The sequence below is a fragment of the Streptomyces sp. NBC_00083 genome (assembly GCF_026343295.1).
In the GTDB taxonomy this organism is placed as follows: Bacteria; Actinomycetota; Actinomycetes; order Streptomycetales; family Streptomycetaceae; genus Streptomyces.
In genome coordinates, this window is the sequence record NZ_JAPELY010000003.1 from 1,087,423 (window position 1) to 1,102,023 (window position 14,601).

Genomic DNA, 14,601 nt, shown 5'->3' on the forward strand with positions numbered 1-14,601 from the left:
GCGGACGGCGGACCCCGAGCGGAAGAGCGGCGACCGCCGTCCGCCACCGATACGGGTGCGGGGTGCTCGGCCTACCGAGCCCGGGGCGCCGTCATCCGGCGTACGGTCTCGACGACCGCGGCCCGCTGACGGGACCGGGCCGGCGACTCGGGGCCGCCCGCCGATGACGAGGCCGAGTGTGCCGATGGCGCCGGTGACTGCGCCGTATCCGCCAAGCCGCCCGCGGCCGTGAACCAGGCCTGGGCCAGCGCGAGCGTCAGGTTCAGGATGTCGGCGGGGTCCAGGGCGGAATCGACGTGCCCTCGCTCCTGCGCCGCGCCCAGGGCGTCGAGCTTGCCCTCCCAGGAGGCGACCGCCTCGGGATGGACGGGGCCCGGCCGCTCCAGCTGCTTCCAGGTGACTAGACGCACCAGGTCGGGGCGGGCCACGAGGTGGTCGAACAGAGCGCCCGCGTACGCCGGCAGGTTGTCGACGTCGAACGGGACCGCTTCGGTGCCCTCGGCCATGCAGCGCTCGATGACCAGGTCGAACAGCTGCTCCTTGTTGCCGAAGTACACATAGATGAGCCGCTTGTTGGCCCCGGCCGAGGCCGCGATGCGGTCCACGCGAGCGCCGGCGAGGCCGTGCTCCGCGAACTCACTGAAGGCGGCGTCCATCAGCCGGGCCTTGGTCGCGTTCGAGTCTCCTGCCATGGGAGGAGCGTACAGGTAACTAACCGGTTATTGACAAGCCCGGGAGTCTGTCGCATGGTGGAACTAACCAGTTAGTTACAGGGTCGCGGTTTCAAGTTTGGGTTCAGGATCAGGTTCCGGTAATCGGCTCCGGCTCTGGCCTTGGCCTCCTGGCCACCACGACCTCACCGATGCAGGAGCACACCATGAAATACCGCGCACTGGGCACCCAGGGCCTGACCGTCAGCGGCCAGGGTCTGGGATGCATGGGCATGAGCGCCTTCTACGGCGCCACGGACGAGGCCGAGTCCCTCGCCACGCTCGACCGGGCCCTGGAGCTGGGCGTCACGATGCTGGACACGGCCGAGAGCTACGGTCCCTTCCGCAACGAGCAGCTGCTCGGCAAGGCCCTGGCGGGCCGCAGGGACCGGGTCGTCCTCGCCACCAAGACCGGCATCGAGATCACCGACGACGGTGAGCCGCGTGGCCACAACGGCCGCCCCGCATACATCCGCCACTCGCTGGAGCGTTCGCTGCGCCACCTGCGCACGGACCACGTCGACCTCTACTACCTGCACCGTGTCGACCCGCAGGTCCCGATCGAGGAGACGGTCGGAGCCATGGGGGAGCTGGTCGCGGAGGGCAAGGTCAAGGCCATCGGACTGAGTGAGGCGGCGCCCGCCACCATCCGTCGCGCCCACGCCGTCCATCCCGTCTCGGCCGTACAGACGGAGTACTCGCTCTTCGAGCGGGGCGTCGAACGTGACGGCGTCGTCGACACACTGAACGACCTGGGTATCGGCCTGGTCGCGTACTCCCCGCTGGGCCGAGGCTTCCTCTCGGGCGCGATCACCAGCCCCGAGGACTTCGCCGCGGACGACTTCCGACGCACCGACCCCCGCTTCCAGGGCCGCAATTTCGCGCGCAACCTCGATGTCGTCCGCGAGGTCGGACGGCTCGCGGAGGCCAAGGGAGTCACCGCCTCGCAGCTCGCCCTGGCGTGGGTCATGCACCAGGGAGCCGTGCCGATCCCGGGCACGAAGCGCCGCCGCTACCTCGAGGAGAACGTCGCGGCCACGGAGATCACCGTCACCGCCGAGGACCTAGCGGCGATCGAGGCCGTCGCCCCACAGGGCATCGCAGCGGGCGACCGCTATGCCCCCGAGCTCATGTCCACGCTCAACGGCTGACACCGCCGCCGCGGCCGTTTCGCCGGGGCGAGGCGTCCTTCGTCGACCATCGACTGCACGAGGGTGTGGTCGTGCGTGATCTGACACGGGCTCCCCGTCGCGCAGCAGATAGACGCGGGGATCGCCGATGTGGACGAGAGCCAGCTGCGAGCCGGTCCACAGCATGGCGGTGGGCGTCTTGGCCGCCTCGCCGGGGAGGGGCTGTCATCGCGGGAAGCGCTGTCGCCGGAGACGACGCCGTGCATCCGCCCGCTTGGCCTACTCGATCGCGTCGTGGAGCAGAGGCAGAAGACTGCCGGCCGGGCGGGCGGGCGCTGAAGGCGCGGTGAGGCCAGGCGCGCCGCCCTCGGGTGCGGTGACACAACCCGAGCGGGTTAATAGATGGGCTAAATAATGGGGTAAGGGCCTGCTAGTGTCGCAGGCGGAGGTAGAGACACATGGCGTCCGAGGAAGAGCTGTTCGCGAACATCGACGCGTTGCTGGAGGCGGAGCCTGAGCTTCCGCTCCCGGTGGAGCGGGCCCGTTTGCGTGAAGCGGCCGGGATCACGCAGGGGCGCATGGCGAAGGCCCTGGGCGTGACCGAGCAGTCGGTGAAGAACTACGAGAACGGCCGCTCCGAGCCCCGGGGCGCCCGACTCGCCGCGTACCAGCGGCTGTTGAAGGGGTGGGCGGAGAAGTACCCGGCGCCCGGCCCCACTTCGGCGGTGCGAGGCGGCTCGGTTGCGCCGACTGTCGCGGTCGTACCAGGTGTCTCGGCCGAGCCCGGCACCTTGAGCCCCCCGGGTGGCTTGAGCGCCCCCGACGTCTCGGGCGCAGCCGCCCCGTTCGGCGCCCCCGGCGCCTCCCGCACCCCCGGCGCGCCCGGCACCGCCCCGGCCGGCGTGCCCCGACCGGCGCCGGAGGCCGTCAGTGGTCCGTCCGCGGTGCCGAAGCCGGCGGCGCCAGGCGCATCCGGCGAGTCCTCCGCATCCCGCGCCGTCGTGTCCCCGGTGCCGGCTGTCGCCCGTACCGTCCCGTCGCGGCGTACCTCCGTGGTGAGCAGGGCGGCCACGAAGCCGGCCGTCGACCCGCGCTTTCCGCACGGGCCCCTGGCCGTCCTCGACGGCGACGGCTGCGCCTACGGCGTCGACGGGATCGTGCTGGACTGTCCGGCCACCACTGTCGTGGAGTTGGTGGAGTGGACGCTGCGCGAAGCCGGCCTCGGCGCGCCCAAGCTGCACCGGCACGGCAAGGACGGCGACCCGCTCGTCGTGCTCACCGCCCCGGCCGCCGTGAAGCTCGGACTGCCGGAGGTTCTGGAGGACCGCCGCGGTCTGCGTCTGGGCGCGGACCACCCCGTCATCAAGCAGATCAGCAAGGCGAAGTGGCAGCTCACCCAGCGCGGATTCGGGCCGTGGGCGCGGGTCTACCGCAAGGCCCAGGGCGCGCAACGGCACTGCGTACAGCTCGCCGTCCTGCCCTGGGGCGCCCTCGACGACCGCTCCTGGCCCGGTGTTGCGGAGATGGACCCCGCTGATGTCGCCCAAGTCCTCGGCATCTACGCCCAGCGCGTCATCACCCCCCGCGGCGGCACCGCGGTCAACGGCCTCGAGCTGATGACCGCGTTGCGCCCGCCCACGCGCCCGGTGCGCGACCAGGAGACGGGCAACTGGGTCAGCGGGCCCAACCCCGGCAGTCTCGGGACGGAGCCGATGGACCCGGCACCGCCGGAGGGGCAGCCCGAACACCCCGCCGTCTTCAACTCCGGCTGGCGGGGCGGCTTCCTGCACGAGGAGGCGTACCAATGGGTGCGGTCGGTGGACCTGCTCACCGATGAGGAGTGCCACCTGCCGTTCGTGGTCGGCCTCGACCTCAACACCGCGTTCCTCGCGGCAGCCGCGCGGCTCACGGTCGGCCTCTCCGAGCCGGTGTACTTCGCCGGGCCCAGGTTCAACCCCAAGATCCCCGGGTCCTGGCTGGTCGACCTCAGCCATGTGGAGATCGACCCGCGCCTGCCGTCGCCGTTCACGCCGAGCGGCGAGCGCCCCACGGGGCCGGCCTGGTACCAGACGCACACCGTGGCGTACGCCCAGGAACTCGGCTTCAACGTCGAGCCGTTGGAGGCGTATCTGCGCCGCGAGACCGGCGCGTACCTGGACCCCTGGCACGACCGGCTCAGGTCCGCCTACGTCGACACCCTCGCCGACCTCGGCGTCACCAAGGAACTCTCGGACGTGGAGTTCCTCGCGGCGATGGAGCGCCACAAGGACATCGACCCGGCACTGACGGCCGTGCTCGCCGCGATCAAGGGCACCATCAAGGGCGGCATCGGCAAGCTCTTCGAGAACCCGCAGGGCAAGGGCTACAAGGCGGGCGATCCGTGGCCCGCGATGCTGCGTCCCACGTGGCGCCCCGACATCCGCGCCGCCGTCATCAGCAAGGCGCGGGTCAACATGCACCGCAAGCTGGTGAACATGGCGAAGATGACGGGGCTGTACCCGCTGGCGGTGCTGTCCGACTGCGTCGTCTACCCCTCGCCGGGCCCCGGCCCGCTGGACTTTTTGCCGTACGCGGCCTCGGGCAAGCCGCAACCGGGCGGGTTCCGCCTCGGCCCCTCGCCGGGCCTGGCGAAGCTGGAGGGCGTTCAGTCGCTGCTGTGGGCGGTCGACCTCATGGAGAAGGGGCTGAACCCGGCCCGGCACATCAAGGGCGGCGACGCCGTCCTGGACGAGGGGGAGTAGGCCGTGGGGGAGATCGAGGACGCGATCGAACGCGCCGACCGGGAGGCGTTCACGCGCGAGCCGCCGAAAACGCTGAAGGGCCAAGTCGGTTACCTGATCAAGCAGTTGGGCAGCGCGAAGGCGGTCGCGCAGGAGATCGGCGTCACCGCCGACTCCGTCAACCGCTACCGCCGCGGTGCGCGCAGACACGCCCGCGCCGACGTCGCGGCGAAGATCGACGAGGCGGTACGAGCCCGCTGGCAGCCGTTGGTGCGCAAGCGCCGCCGACGGCAAGCGGCGGCCACCGGCGGAATCACCGTGGAGACGCGGGCCCGTTTCGGCTACACGGCGCCGGTCGGCACCACCGACGACGGCCGCTTCCGCCGCCTCACCGTGCACCTCCCCCCGGCCTACGCGCAGCGCCTCTTCGACGCACGCGCCGCCGGCGCCGGCGACCGGGAAATGCGCGGGATCATCGCCGAGGGGTTCAAGGACATCTACTTCCAGGACGGCGGGGGCCGCGCGCCGGGCCTCTCCGACGTGGAGATCAACGACATCGACTACCTCGACCTGGATTTCTGAGCCGCGGACAATCGCGGCATCGGATGTGCCCGTCCGGTCAGCACATGCTGTCCGCCCGTACCTTGCGCCAGCGGCTCCCTGTCGCGTATTCAGGGAAGTTGACGATCTCGCGCCAGCAGAGGGGCTCCCGTGCACGATCAGGAGAAGGCCGGCTCCCACGCCGGAGCGGGCAACAGCCGTATGCCTGCCCGTCGGCCCGCATCCGCTCCGCCTGCGGAGCACGGGCTGCTCGGCCTGCAGGCTTCTGCGGGCAACGCCGCGGTCGTCCAGATGCTCCGCGGCGCCGACCACACCTGGGCCCGGGAACAGCACGAGCACGGCGCCGGCTGCGGCCACCAGGAGATCGCGTCCTCGCCCGCACCGGTGCAGCGTTCCGCCGTCCACGACGTGCTCCGCAGCGCCGGAAAGCCCCTCGGTGAGCCAGTGCGCCAGGAAATGGAGGCTCGGCTCGGCGCGGACTTCTCCGACGTGCGCGTCCACGACGACAGCGCCGCCCGTGCGTCGGCCACCGAGGTGGGCGCACGCGCCTACACGTCCGGCAGCCATGTCGTCGTCGGCGCCGACGGTGGGGACAAGCACACCCTCGCTCATGAATTGACCCATGTCATCCAGCAGCGTCAGGGCCCTGTGGCCGGTACGGACATGGGCAACGGACTCCGCGTCTCCGACGCTTCCGACAGGTTCGAACGCGCCGCGGAGGTCAACGCGCAGCGCGTCATGCAGGCACCGCTCGATGTGCAAACTGCCGCGGGGCCACGGACTGCCCCGGCCACCGGTGCCGCCCACGAGGGTCGCGACGGCCCGTTCGCCGTACAGACCGCGCCCGCCAACGGGAAGAGCGCTCCGCCGCGCGTACCGAAAAAGCCCGAGAACCTGAGGGCCGGCGGGGCCACGCAGACCTCCGGCGCCGACCGGACCGACTCGGCCGGGCATACGTCGGCCGCTGCGGAGCCCGAGCAGGCACAGTCCGACGCCCCCACGCACGGGTACACGCTCGCCGGATCGGCCGGCCTGGTCTTCTTCCGGGCCGATGGGCGCACTCCCGACGTCATCCGGCAGGCGAACGGGATGAGGTCCCGCAACAGCACGTCCGTCGCGACCGAACTCGCCCTGTTCCTCGAGGATCCGATCGCCTACGCCCGAGCCCATGTCAGCAGCCCCAAGCCGACCTTGGTCTCCACGGCGCTGGACGAGGACTGCGGCGGATACGCCAGCAACGACCGGCACCTCTACCAGATCCAGGTCAGCGGCTGGCACAGATTCGCCGCGCCGCCCGCACGGAGCAAGATCCTGACCAAGCCGACGGTCTACGCCAACAGCACGTCCCTGGAGACCGCGACAGCGGCCGTCATCGGTCCCGTCGGCCCCACCCAGGAGATGGACTTCATCGGGGGAATCCCCCTGGCGGCCATCACCGGCTGCCGCCGGCCGGGGGAGAGCGGCTTCAGCGCGCTCTGACGCCGGCGACGGGGAGTGCCTGCCCCGGGGGTGGGCCCGTCACTGCCCCCGTCATGCCCCCGCCGCCCTCAGCAGACGAGCGTTCCTGGGAGAACCCGCGCGCCGGCTCCACGCGTGCTGAAGCAGAGGGCACCGTGAGCATCCGGGGCGTCAGAGCGCGGCCAGCCGGTCCACCAGCAGGTTCAGCCTCTGCTCCGTGTCCTCCGGAGGCAGCCGGCCCGCCCTGGTCAGGGTCGCGAGGCCGTGCAGGGATGCCCAGAACACCTCGGTGAACAGCCCGGGGTGGACGCCTTCCCCCGCCACCTCGCCGAGGCACTCGAGCAGCGCGGCGAACGCGTCCTTGAGCGGTTCCGGGGTGTCCTCGCGCGCGTACGCAAGGCCGCCGTCGAGCTGGAACAGGGCGTCGTAGACCGCGGGGTTGCGTGCGGCGAAGTCGAGGTAGCCGCGCGCCAGGACGGTGACCCGGGCTCGGGGCCCGTCCGCGTCGGCGGCCGCCGCTCGCAGGGCCGCGGCCATCTCGGCGGCGCCTTCCAGGGCGACCGCGCCGATGATCTCGCGCTTGCCGCGGAAATGGCTGTAGAGGACGGGCTGGCTGTACTCGATGCGCTCGGCGAGCCGCCGGGTGGTGACCGCGTCCCAGCCCTGCTGCTCGGCGAGTTCGCGGGCCGTGGCCACGATGAGGCGCTCACGGTCCGCCCGTTCGCGCTGCTTGCGTTCCTGTACCGACATAGAGCGACCCTAGCACTGCTAGACAACCGAGCGGCAGTAGGTCTAGCGTTGACTCATCACCTAGCGGCGCTAGATCCCGGAGGGGTCATCATGCTCGACGCACTCAAGGTCCTCACCACCGTCGTCCTCGGAGTCATGGTGGGGGTGGAGTTCTCCGTCGCCTTCGTCATCAACCCGATCCTCAACGGACTCCCCGGCGACAACGGCCTGCGCGGCCGCACCCACGGAGCCCGCATGCTCGGCGCCGTGATGCCGTTCTGGTACATCGGCTCGCTCGTGCTCAGCGCGGTCTGGGCGGTCGCCGGATGGCACCACCACGGTGCCGTCCTCGTCGTCACCGCCGCGGCGCTCCTGATCCTGAGCGTGATCATGTCGATCGCACTGCTCGTCCCGATCAACAACCAGAGCAAGGGGTGGACCACCGAGAACCTGCCCGAGGACTGGAAGGAGCAGATGGGCCGCTGGGACCGCTTCCACTACGTCCGCGTCGCCATCATCGTCGCCGCCTTCGCCGTGCTGGCCGCCGCGCTCGTCTGAACCCCGCGGACGGGGCACGCGGAGCGAGCCCGCGGCCCGGCCCGCGCGCGGCGCGTCCGGCCGGGGCGGCCGCCGCCCCGGCAATTCCGTGGAACCCGACTCCGACCGATCCCGCTGCCCTCACACTGGCCGCATGTCCGCGCTGTGGAGCCTGCTCGCCGCCCCCGCCGGGGCCGCCGTGACGACCCTGCTCGGTGTCTTCGCCGGAAGCGCGGTCAGCAGGAGGACACAGGACCGGCACTGGGCCCGGGAGCAGCTGACGGCAGCGTGCGTACGCGTGCTGCGCGAGTCGTCCGGGCTGCTCGTGAGCCTGAGCGAGGCGGAAACGGCTCGTCCGCGCTCCATCCCCCAAGGCGTCGTCCGCCGGACCGCCATCGACTGGCGGCCGTGGAACGAGGCCCTCAGCATGGTGAACCTCGTCGCCGACCCGGACATCACGGAAGCCGCACATGCTCTGGACGAACAGATGTGGCGGCTCCACACCAAGATCAAGCGTGGCCTGACCCCCGAGGAGGAGTGGTTGGTGCTGCGGTCGTATGTGGAGTCGGCGCAGAACGACTTCATCGTCACCGCGCGCCGCCGGCTCTCACCCGCCGGAGGTACGCTGCGCCGCTTCTCCGGGCGGCCGGCCCCCGATGATCCGGTGTGGACCGAGTGACCGCTCCCCGCGCTCGAGGCCGCCCCGCGGGCGAACGGGACCCGCGGCCGAGCGAAGCTGCACGCCACCGCCCGGCCCCGCCCAGCCGTCGACGGCGATTGCACCGCCCGGCCCCCGCGCGCCGCACATGGGCGCCAGGGGCCGGGCCCGACGGGCTCAGCCCCGCCGGTTCTCGAAGCTCTGCCGCAGCGAGTCGAGGATGCCGGCGGCCTCGGGCAGGTCCGCCCCGCGGGCCCGGACCGCCGCCGCCCCCAGTCGGCCGAGGCCGTCGCCCTCGATCAGCGCGGCGAAGCGTACGGCTTCCGCGCGCGGAGCCTCGGCGTGCTCCCCGCCCCGCTCGTAGACGGTGATGGCGCTCTCCGCCTCCGGTTTCCCGGCGGGGCACGGGACCGGTGCCGATGGGGATGCCAGGGCGCCGGCTCGCACGACCACGTCCGTTTCAGGCCTGGGGGAAGGCCATGACCGCCAGGGGCTGGGTGGTGGGGTGCGGGGAGCCGCCCGCCGGCTCCAGGGTGATGCCCATGCCGGAGGCCTGGTCGACGGGCCCGGTCAGCAGAACCGCCTCGGTGGTCCGGGCGGGATCCATCAGCCCGGCCGATCGCATGGTGCCCGCGTCGTCGAACCAGAGCTGGTAGACCTTGCCGGCGGGGGGCTGGGCGAGCCCCGAGGCGAGGAAGACGGCTTGATTGCGGCTGCGGGCGATGACGAGGGTGCCGTTGGCGCCGCCGGTGACGTGCCCGGTGGTGGCCTTGGCGTCCGGTGCCGCGAGGACATCCGTCAGCTGCCGGTACTGCTGTTGTGCGCTGCTCGCCCGGTCCCGCGCCGAGTCCGCCTGCTGGTGCTGCCACACGGCGACCCCGCCGAGCCCGACGGCCGCGGCCAGGCACGCGGCGAGGACGAATCTGCTCAGCGCGCGGCCCCGGCCGGTCCGGGACGTGGAAGGAGCGAGCGGCCCGGTGCGCGGCGCGTCCTGCCGTACGGTGCTGATCCTGCGCAGCACGTCCGCCTTGAGCGCCGCCGGAGGTGTGGCGGTCATGGCGAGCCCCAAACGCCCTGCGGTGGCGGTCAGTTCGTGGACCTCGCGGGTGCAGGACTCGCACGCGGCGAGGTGACGCTCGAACTCCTCGCGCTCGTCGTCGAGGAGCGCGTGCACGGCGTACGCACCGGTCAGTGTGTGCAGGTCGGCGCCGATCATGCGGTCACCCCCAGGCAGTCGCGCAACCGGATCAGTCCGTCGCGCAGGCGGGTCTTGATGGTGCCGAGCGGCACCGACAGCAGCTCGCTGACTTCGCGGTAGGTCAGCCCCCGGTAGTAGGCGAGCGCGACGGACTCCCGCTGCAACTCGGTCAGGGCCCGCAGACAGCGCCGTACCGACTCGCGCTCGAGCCGGGTCTCCACTTCGTCGCTCACCTCGTCGAAGTCCGGGGTCCGGGCGAGCAGCGCCGCCTTGTTCTCCCGCTCCGCCGAGGCCTGCGCCGAGCGGACCCGGTCCACGGCCCGGCGGTGCGCGAGGGTCATCACCCAGTTCATGACGCCGCCCCGCTCGGATTCGTACCGGGCGGCGGTGCGCCACACGTCGACGAGCACCTCCTGTGCCACCTCCTCGGACTGGGCCGGATCACGCAGGACGCTGCGCACCAGGCCGAAGACGGGTCCGATGACCGCGTCGTACACCGAGGAGAACGCCTGCTCGTCGCCACGCGCGGTCCTGGCCAGGAGCTCGGCCAAGTCGGGGCCCGCCTGGCGTGCCCCGCTGATGTGCACGGTTTCTTTCACCCGCTGATCCTCCCGGCGGTTCATGGTCATGAGGGTGATTCGGAGCCGGAGCGTCGGCGGATTGCCGCACGCACCAAGTTTCCCGGCCCCGATGTCGAACGCCTGCCCGCACGGGTGGGGGAGCGCAACTCTTTCGGGTGAGCGGCCAATCCCGGAGCCGGACGGCTCCGAATAGGACCCGTGATCAAATTCCCGGGCGGAGGCGTCCGCCTTCCGCTCGCCGCACTGTCCGGACTGCTGGCCGGCTTCGCCGCCCTGGCCGTCGCGGAGCTGGTCTCCGCCGCGGTCCGGCCCGAATCCGGCCCGGTGATCGCCGTGGGTGGCGCGGCCATCGACCGCACGCCACCCGCCCTGAAGGACTGGGCGGTCCGCCACTTCGGGACCGACGACAAGCTCGTGCTCCAGCTCGGCATCCTCGCCGTCCTGGCCCTGCTGGCCCTCCTCCTCGGCGTACTGGCGCTGCGCTTCCGGCGTGCCGGAGCCGCCGGGGTGCTCCTGTTCGGAGTGGTGGGCGCGCTGGCCGCGACCGGCCGTCCCGATTCGGCGAGCACGGCCGACGCGCTGCCGTCCGTGGCGGGCGCTCTCGCCGGGGCGGGACTGCTGTATCTGCTCATCGGGCGCCTCTCCCTGCGGCCCGCGAGCGCGCCGGACGCCGCGGCCCCCGGCCTCGTCGTCCCCGGCCAGGTCTCGGGCCCGCCCGCCCGGCGGCCGGACGGCTGGGACCGGCGCGGTTTCGTGATCACCGCGAGCGCGGCAGCCGCCGCGTCCGCGGGCGCCGGACTCCTGGGGCGGTCCCTGAACACCGCGAACGGTCAGGGGGCGGTAGCCGCGCGCGGCAAGGTGACGCTCCCGAGGCCCGTCTCGACGGCCCGGCCGATCCCGCCCGGGGCGGTCCTTCACACCCCGGGCATCAGCTCGTTCATCACGCCCAACGGCGACTTCTACCGGGTCGACACCGCGCTGGTCGTCCCCAAGGTCGACGCCGGCACCTGGCGGATGAAGATCCACGGCAAGGGAGTGTCCCGGCCGGTGACGCTGACGTTCCAGGACCTCCTGGAGCGCGAACTCGTCGAGCGGGACATCACGTTGACCTGCGTGTCCAACGAGGTCGGCGGCCCTTACGCGGGGAACGCGCGCTGGATCGGGGTGCCGCTGGCCGGCCTGCTCAAGGAAGCGGGGGTGCGGCCGCCGTCGCGGGGCGGCCCGGCCGATCAGCTGGTGGCGCGCTCGGTGGACGGCATGACGATCGGCACGCCGGTCGAGGACCTCATGGACGGCCGTGACGCGCTGCTCGCTGTCGGCATGAACGGCCGGCCGCTCCCGTTCGTGCATGGATTCCCGGTCCGCATGGTCGTGCCGGGTCTCTACGGCTACGTCTCGGCGTGCAAGTGGATCCAGGACCTCGAACTGACCACGTTCGCCGACTACGACGCGTACTGGGTCAAGCGGTCCTGGGCGCGGCAGGCGCCGATCAAGACCGAGTCCCGCATCGACACTCCGAAACCGTTCGCCCGCCCGAAGGCCGGGACGGTGATGATCGCCGGGGTGGCCTGGGCACAGCACCGGGGGATCGACCGGGTCGAGGTGCGCGTCGACGACGGCCCCTGGACGCGGGCCGACCTCGCCGCGGAGGACACCTCCGACACCTGGCGTCAGTGGTCCCTGCCCTGGAAGGCGAATCCCGGAAACCACACGCTGACGGTCCGGGCCACCGACCGTACCGGGACGGTGCAGACGGAACAGCGCACGCCGACCATCCCGGACGGCGCGAGCGGCCGGCACTCGGTGGTGATCACCGTGGACTGACCCACCGTCGCCGCTCCCGACCACGCCGGCCTGCGCCTGCGCAGGCCTCTCACCAAGTGGGCCGCCGGTCGTGCAGGCCGCCCGCCGACAAGACAACCCCACCACCCCGGGGCATCGAAGCGCCCCTTGTCCACAGGAGAAGTCATGAACAACACCCTGCGTTTCCGTCGTACCGCGCTCGCCGTCGCCACGGCCGCCGTTCTGCCGCTCGCACTGAGTGCCTGTGGAAGCGACGACAGCAAGAAGGACACCTCCGCATCGTCGTCGGAGGCCTCCGCGCCCTCGGGTGCGCAGGCTTCGGCCGGTGGCGACGCATCGACCATGGACAAGCCGTTCGGTGCCGCGTGCGCGTCGGTGCCGAAGGACGGCGCCGGCTCGTTCGACGGCATGGCCAAGGACCCGGTCGCCACGGCCGCTTCCCACAACCCGGCGCTCTCCACGCTGGTCGCCGCAGTGAAGAAGGCGGGCCTGGTCGACACCCTCAACAACGCGCAGAACATCACGGTGTTCGCGCCGACCAACGACGCCTTCGCGAAGATCCCGAAGGCCGACCTGGACAAGGTGCTCAACGACAAGGCCACGCTGACCAAGATCCTCACGTACCACGTGGTGGGTCAGAAGGTCACGCCCCAGCAGCTGGGGAGCGGCTCCTTCGACACCCTGGAGAAGGGCAAGATCACCACGTCCGGCTCGGGCACCGCGTACAAGGTCAATGACTCCGCGAACGTGGTCTGCGGCAACGTGCCCACCGCCAACGCCACGGTCTACATCATCGACACCGTCCTGATGCCCAAGTAGTCGCGACGGAAGTGTGTGGGCTCCCCACATGGGCGGAGCCCACACACTTCGCCCCACTCCTACGGAGCCGCTCTCATCCCGCGCCGTTCTCCCCGCGCACGGCACTCAGCCCGTGCTGCTCTCCAGCTCCCGCTTGAGGTTGCGCAGGGTCGTGCTGATGTTGCGGGCCTGGAAGGCGGCGAACGTACTGCCGGAGGTGGCGACGCGGTCGAAGACGTTGGCCACGAAATCGGGCCACTTCCTGCGGTCGTCGGTCCAGGTTTCCGTGACCCGGGTGCCGCCCTCGACCGGTTCGAACCGGTACTCCCAGGTGGCGATCGGGCCACGGACCCGCGGGCGGCTGAGCCCGATGGCGTGGACGCGGAACGCGAAGCGGCGCCCGGGGTCGGCCGCGGTGACCGTGCACTTGGTCACCCAGCGGAACGCGCCCCGCTTGTTGCGCCCGACGAAGACCGTGCCGACCGCAGCGGCTCCCTCACCCGTCGCGCCCGCCGTACCGAGGTTCTCCGGGCTCCACCGCCCCATGTCGGACGGACGGCTCACGGCCCGGTACGCCACCTCCGGCGTGACGCCGACGACCACGCTGTCACTCACTGTGCAGACCCGTCCCATGCCGCTCGCTCCCTCTCGTCGCACCGGTGAAGCTACTGCCCGGTACTGATCCTGGCACGCGAGCTCCCAGCCCCCTCCCACCGGGCTGACTCAGGTGGTCCTTCAGGACCCTCCGCTCAGTGGGGCCCGGCCGTACGGGGCCCGAGCTCGCGTGCCGTCGCGAGCAGCGCGGAGACGTGAGGCGGCGTCGCGGAGACGTGGGGTGGCGTCGGTGTGCGGGGGAGGGCCAGGACCCACTCGGTGGGAGGGGCGTCCGTGATGGGGAGAAGGGTGACACCGGGATAGCGGTAGTAGCGGACCACATGTGCGTTGAGCGGACACACGGCGCGACCGCTCGCGACAAGAGCGAGGATCTCGTGGAACGTCTCCGCCCGTGGCCCGCGGTGGACGGGATGCCCGAGGGGTGTCCGCTCGGGGCACATGGCGGCGAACCATGTCTTGGGCACGCGGGTTCCGGGATCGATGACGGTACGGCCGGCGAGGTCCTCCATGGTGACGTGGGTGCGCGCAGCGAGGTCGGATCCATCGGCGACGGCCAGTACGCGCCCTTCGCGGAACACGACGGGGCCGGGCTCCAGGTGTGGCTGTGGCACCGGAAGCCACAGGAGCTGCAGGTCCACCTCGCGGGAGAGGACGAGCGCCGCGGGGTCGCTGAAGTGGAACTCGACGAACTCCACGTCACAGCCGGGGTGTTGGTCGCGGTAGGCCCGCACGAGCCACTCGATCTCCGAAGGCAGCGCGCCCATGACGCCGAGCCGTACCACTCCGGCCGCGCCCCTGGCGGTCTCCGTCGCGTGGGCGAGCGCCGTGCGGATGGCCTCGTACGCCGGAAGCAGGTCGTCCCGCAGCTGCTTGCCGAGCACGGTGAGCGCGACCGCACGGGTGCTGCGGTCGAACAGGGCGCCGCCCAGCCTGCGTTCCTGCTGGGCGACGGACTGACTCACCCGCGCCTGGGAGAGATGGAGCCGCTGCGCCGTCCGGCCGAAATGCAGTTCGTCGGCGAGGGTCAGGAAGATCTCGATGTCCCGCAGTTCCATGGTGCCGCCCCGCCGCCGATCACTTGCGCTTATGACTGTAGCTCGCGA

The 14,601-nt window shown here is 71.7% G+C and carries 15 protein-coding genes and 1 pseudogene; 8 read left to right on the forward strand and 8 right to left on the reverse strand.

Translation table 11 applies throughout. The annotated features are described in order from the left end of the window. Nucleotides 1-71: 71 nt before the first annotated feature. Entirely contained in the window at nucleotides 72-692 is a 621-nt protein-coding gene (locus OOJ98_RS28640; RefSeq protein WP_267057943.1) for a TetR family transcriptional regulator, read from the reverse strand. A 185-nt stretch (nucleotides 693-877) separates the two neighbouring features. Here OOJ98_RS28640 and OOJ98_RS28645 point away from each other — a divergent pair, with 185 nt between their 5' ends. Then, on the forward strand, nucleotides 878-1,861 hold the full coding sequence (locus OOJ98_RS28645; protein ID WP_267057944.1) for an aldo/keto reductase: 984 nt from the start codon (nucleotides 878-880) through the stop codon (nucleotides 1,859-1,861). Nucleotides 1,862-1,884: 23 nt separating this feature from the next. On the opposite strand, the pseudogene OOJ98_RS28650 reads toward OOJ98_RS28645, so the two are convergent. Further along, a pseudogene (locus OOJ98_RS28650) lies at nucleotides 1,885-2,164 on the reverse strand (PP2C family serine/threonine-protein phosphatase); the annotation flags it as partial. Nucleotides 2,165-2,298: 134 nt separating this feature from the next. Between OOJ98_RS28650 and OOJ98_RS28655 the strand changes: the two are divergent. The 3 genes from OOJ98_RS28655 (at nucleotide 2,299) to OOJ98_RS28665 (ending at nucleotide 6,600) form a co-directional block, all read left to right on the forward strand. Then, the gene (locus OOJ98_RS28655; RefSeq protein ID WP_267057945.1) at nucleotides 2,299-4,581 is read left to right on the forward strand and encodes a DNA-binding transcriptional regulator; all 2,283 of its coding nucleotides are present in this window, start codon (nucleotides 2,299-2,301) and stop codon (nucleotides 4,579-4,581) included. A gap of 3 nt (nucleotides 4,582-4,584) precedes the next feature. Next, nucleotides 4,585-5,142: an XRE family transcriptional regulator gene (locus OOJ98_RS28660; protein WP_267057946.1), complete on the forward strand. Its 558-nt coding sequence runs from the start codon at nucleotides 4,585-4,587 to the stop codon at nucleotides 5,140-5,142. A gap of 180 nt (nucleotides 5,143-5,322) precedes the next feature. Then, nucleotides 5,323-6,600, forward strand: coding sequence for a DUF4157 domain-containing protein (locus tag OOJ98_RS28665; RefSeq protein ID WP_267058273.1), 1,278 nt, complete (start codon nucleotides 5,323-5,325; stop codon nucleotides 6,598-6,600). Between the two features lie 150 nt (nucleotides 6,601-6,750). On the opposite strand, the gene OOJ98_RS28670 is transcribed toward OOJ98_RS28665, so the two are convergent. Beyond that, on the reverse strand, nucleotides 6,751-7,329 hold the full coding sequence (locus OOJ98_RS28670; RefSeq protein ID WP_267057947.1) for a TetR/AcrR family transcriptional regulator: 579 nt from the start codon (nucleotides 7,327-7,329) through the stop codon (nucleotides 6,751-6,753). 90 nt (nucleotides 7,330-7,419) lie between these two features. Between OOJ98_RS28670 and OOJ98_RS28675 the strand changes: the two genes are divergently transcribed. Continuing rightward, a complete protein-coding gene (locus OOJ98_RS28675) occupies nucleotides 7,420-7,866 on the forward strand; it encodes a DUF1772 domain-containing protein (protein ID WP_267057948.1) in 447 nt (148 codons plus the stop codon). 133 nt (nucleotides 7,867-7,999) lie between these two features. After that, nucleotides 8,000-8,524 (forward strand): hypothetical protein, encoded by a 525-nt coding sequence (locus tag OOJ98_RS28680; protein ID WP_267057949.1) that lies wholly within the window; start codon nucleotides 8,000-8,002, stop codon nucleotides 8,522-8,524. 156 nt (nucleotides 8,525-8,680) lie between these two features. On the opposite strand, the gene OOJ98_RS28685 is transcribed toward OOJ98_RS28680, so the two are convergent. From OOJ98_RS28685 to OOJ98_RS28695, 3 genes are read right to left on the reverse strand one after another with little or no spacing between them, the layout of a single operon-like run. Further along, nucleotides 8,681-8,950: a hypothetical protein gene (locus tag OOJ98_RS28685; protein WP_267057950.1), complete on the reverse strand. Its 270-nt coding sequence runs from the start codon at nucleotides 8,948-8,950 to the stop codon at nucleotides 8,681-8,683. A 13-nt stretch (nucleotides 8,951-8,963) separates the two neighbouring features. Continuing rightward, complete coding sequence (locus OOJ98_RS28690; RefSeq protein WP_267057951.1) at nucleotides 8,964-9,719, reverse strand: anti-sigma factor; 756 nt, start codon at nucleotides 9,717-9,719, stop codon at nucleotides 8,964-8,966. After that, nucleotides 9,716-10,324, reverse strand: coding sequence for a sigma-70 family RNA polymerase sigma factor (locus tag OOJ98_RS28695; RefSeq protein ID WP_267057952.1), 609 nt, complete (start codon nucleotides 10,322-10,324; stop codon nucleotides 9,716-9,718). The genes OOJ98_RS28690 and OOJ98_RS28695 overlap by 4 nt, the downstream gene beginning before the upstream one ends. A gap of 156 nt (nucleotides 10,325-10,480) precedes the next feature. Between OOJ98_RS28695 and OOJ98_RS28700 the strand changes: the two genes are divergently transcribed. Together OOJ98_RS28700 and OOJ98_RS28705 are read left to right on the forward strand one after the other, a co-directional pair. Continuing rightward, on the forward strand, nucleotides 10,481-12,106 hold the full coding sequence (locus OOJ98_RS28700; protein WP_267057953.1) for a molybdopterin-dependent oxidoreductase: 1,626 nt from the start codon (nucleotides 10,481-10,483) through the stop codon (nucleotides 12,104-12,106). Nucleotides 12,107-12,250: 144 nt separating this feature from the next. Next, entirely contained in the window at nucleotides 12,251-12,904 is a 654-nt protein-coding gene (locus OOJ98_RS28705; protein WP_267057954.1) for a fasciclin domain-containing protein, read from the forward strand. A 105-nt stretch (nucleotides 12,905-13,009) separates the two neighbouring features. On the opposite strand, the gene OOJ98_RS28710 is transcribed toward OOJ98_RS28705, so the two are convergent. Both OOJ98_RS28710 and OOJ98_RS28715 read right to left on the reverse strand, forming a co-directional pair. Then, nucleotides 13,010-13,516 carry an SRPBCC family protein gene (locus OOJ98_RS28710; RefSeq protein ID WP_267057955.1) on the reverse strand — a complete coding sequence of 169 codons (507 nt, stop codon included), beginning with the start codon at nucleotides 13,514-13,516 and terminating at the stop codon, nucleotides 13,010-13,012. Nucleotides 13,517-13,632: 116 nt separating this feature from the next. Then, nucleotides 13,633-14,553 carry a LysR family transcriptional regulator gene (locus OOJ98_RS28715; protein WP_267057956.1) on the reverse strand — a complete coding sequence of 307 codons (921 nt, stop codon included), beginning with the start codon at nucleotides 14,551-14,553 and terminating at the stop codon, nucleotides 13,633-13,635. Nucleotides 14,554-14,601: the final 48 nt, after the last annotated feature.

Excerpts from the sequence above, each read along its gene's own strand:
- OOJ98_RS28640 (WP_267057943.1), bottom strand. The coding sequence starts at position 692 with ATGGCAGGAGACTCGAACGCGACCAAGGCCCGGCTGATGGACGCCGCC.
- OOJ98_RS28690 (WP_267057951.1), bottom strand. The coding sequence starts at position 9,719 with ATGATCGGCGCCGACCTGCACACACTGACCGGTGCGTACGCCGTGCAC.
- OOJ98_RS28665 (WP_267058273.1), top strand. The coding sequence starts at position 5,323 with ATGCCTGCCCGTCGGCCCGCATCCGCTCCGCCTGCGGAGCACGGGCTG.
- OOJ98_RS28705 (WP_267057954.1), top strand. The coding sequence starts at position 12,251 with ATGAACAACACCCTGCGTTTCCGTCGTACCGCGCTCGCCGTCGCCACG.
- OOJ98_RS28645 (WP_267057944.1), top strand. The coding sequence starts at position 878 with ATGAAATACCGCGCACTGGGCACCCAGGGCCTGACCGTCAGCGGCCAG.
- OOJ98_RS28710 (WP_267057955.1), bottom strand. The coding sequence starts at position 13,516 with ATGGGACGGGTCTGCACAGTGAGTGACAGCGTGGTCGTCGGCGTCACG.
- OOJ98_RS28680 (WP_267057949.1), top strand. The coding sequence starts at position 8,000 with ATGTCCGCGCTGTGGAGCCTGCTCGCCGCCCCCGCCGGGGCCGCCGTG.
- OOJ98_RS28695 (WP_267057952.1), bottom strand. The coding sequence starts at position 10,324 with ATGAACCGCCGGGAGGATCAGCGGGTGAAAGAAACCGTGCACATCAGC.
- OOJ98_RS28670 (WP_267057947.1), bottom strand. The coding sequence starts at position 7,329 with ATGTCGGTACAGGAACGCAAGCAGCGCGAACGGGCGGACCGTGAGCGC.
- OOJ98_RS28715 (WP_267057956.1), bottom strand. The coding sequence starts at position 14,553 with ATGGAACTGCGGGACATCGAGATCTTCCTGACCCTCGCCGACGAACTG.
- OOJ98_RS28655 (WP_267057945.1), top strand. The coding sequence starts at position 2,299 with ATGGCGTCCGAGGAAGAGCTGTTCGCGAACATCGACGCGTTGCTGGAG.
- OOJ98_RS28675 (WP_267057948.1), top strand. The coding sequence starts at position 7,420 with ATGCTCGACGCACTCAAGGTCCTCACCACCGTCGTCCTCGGAGTCATG.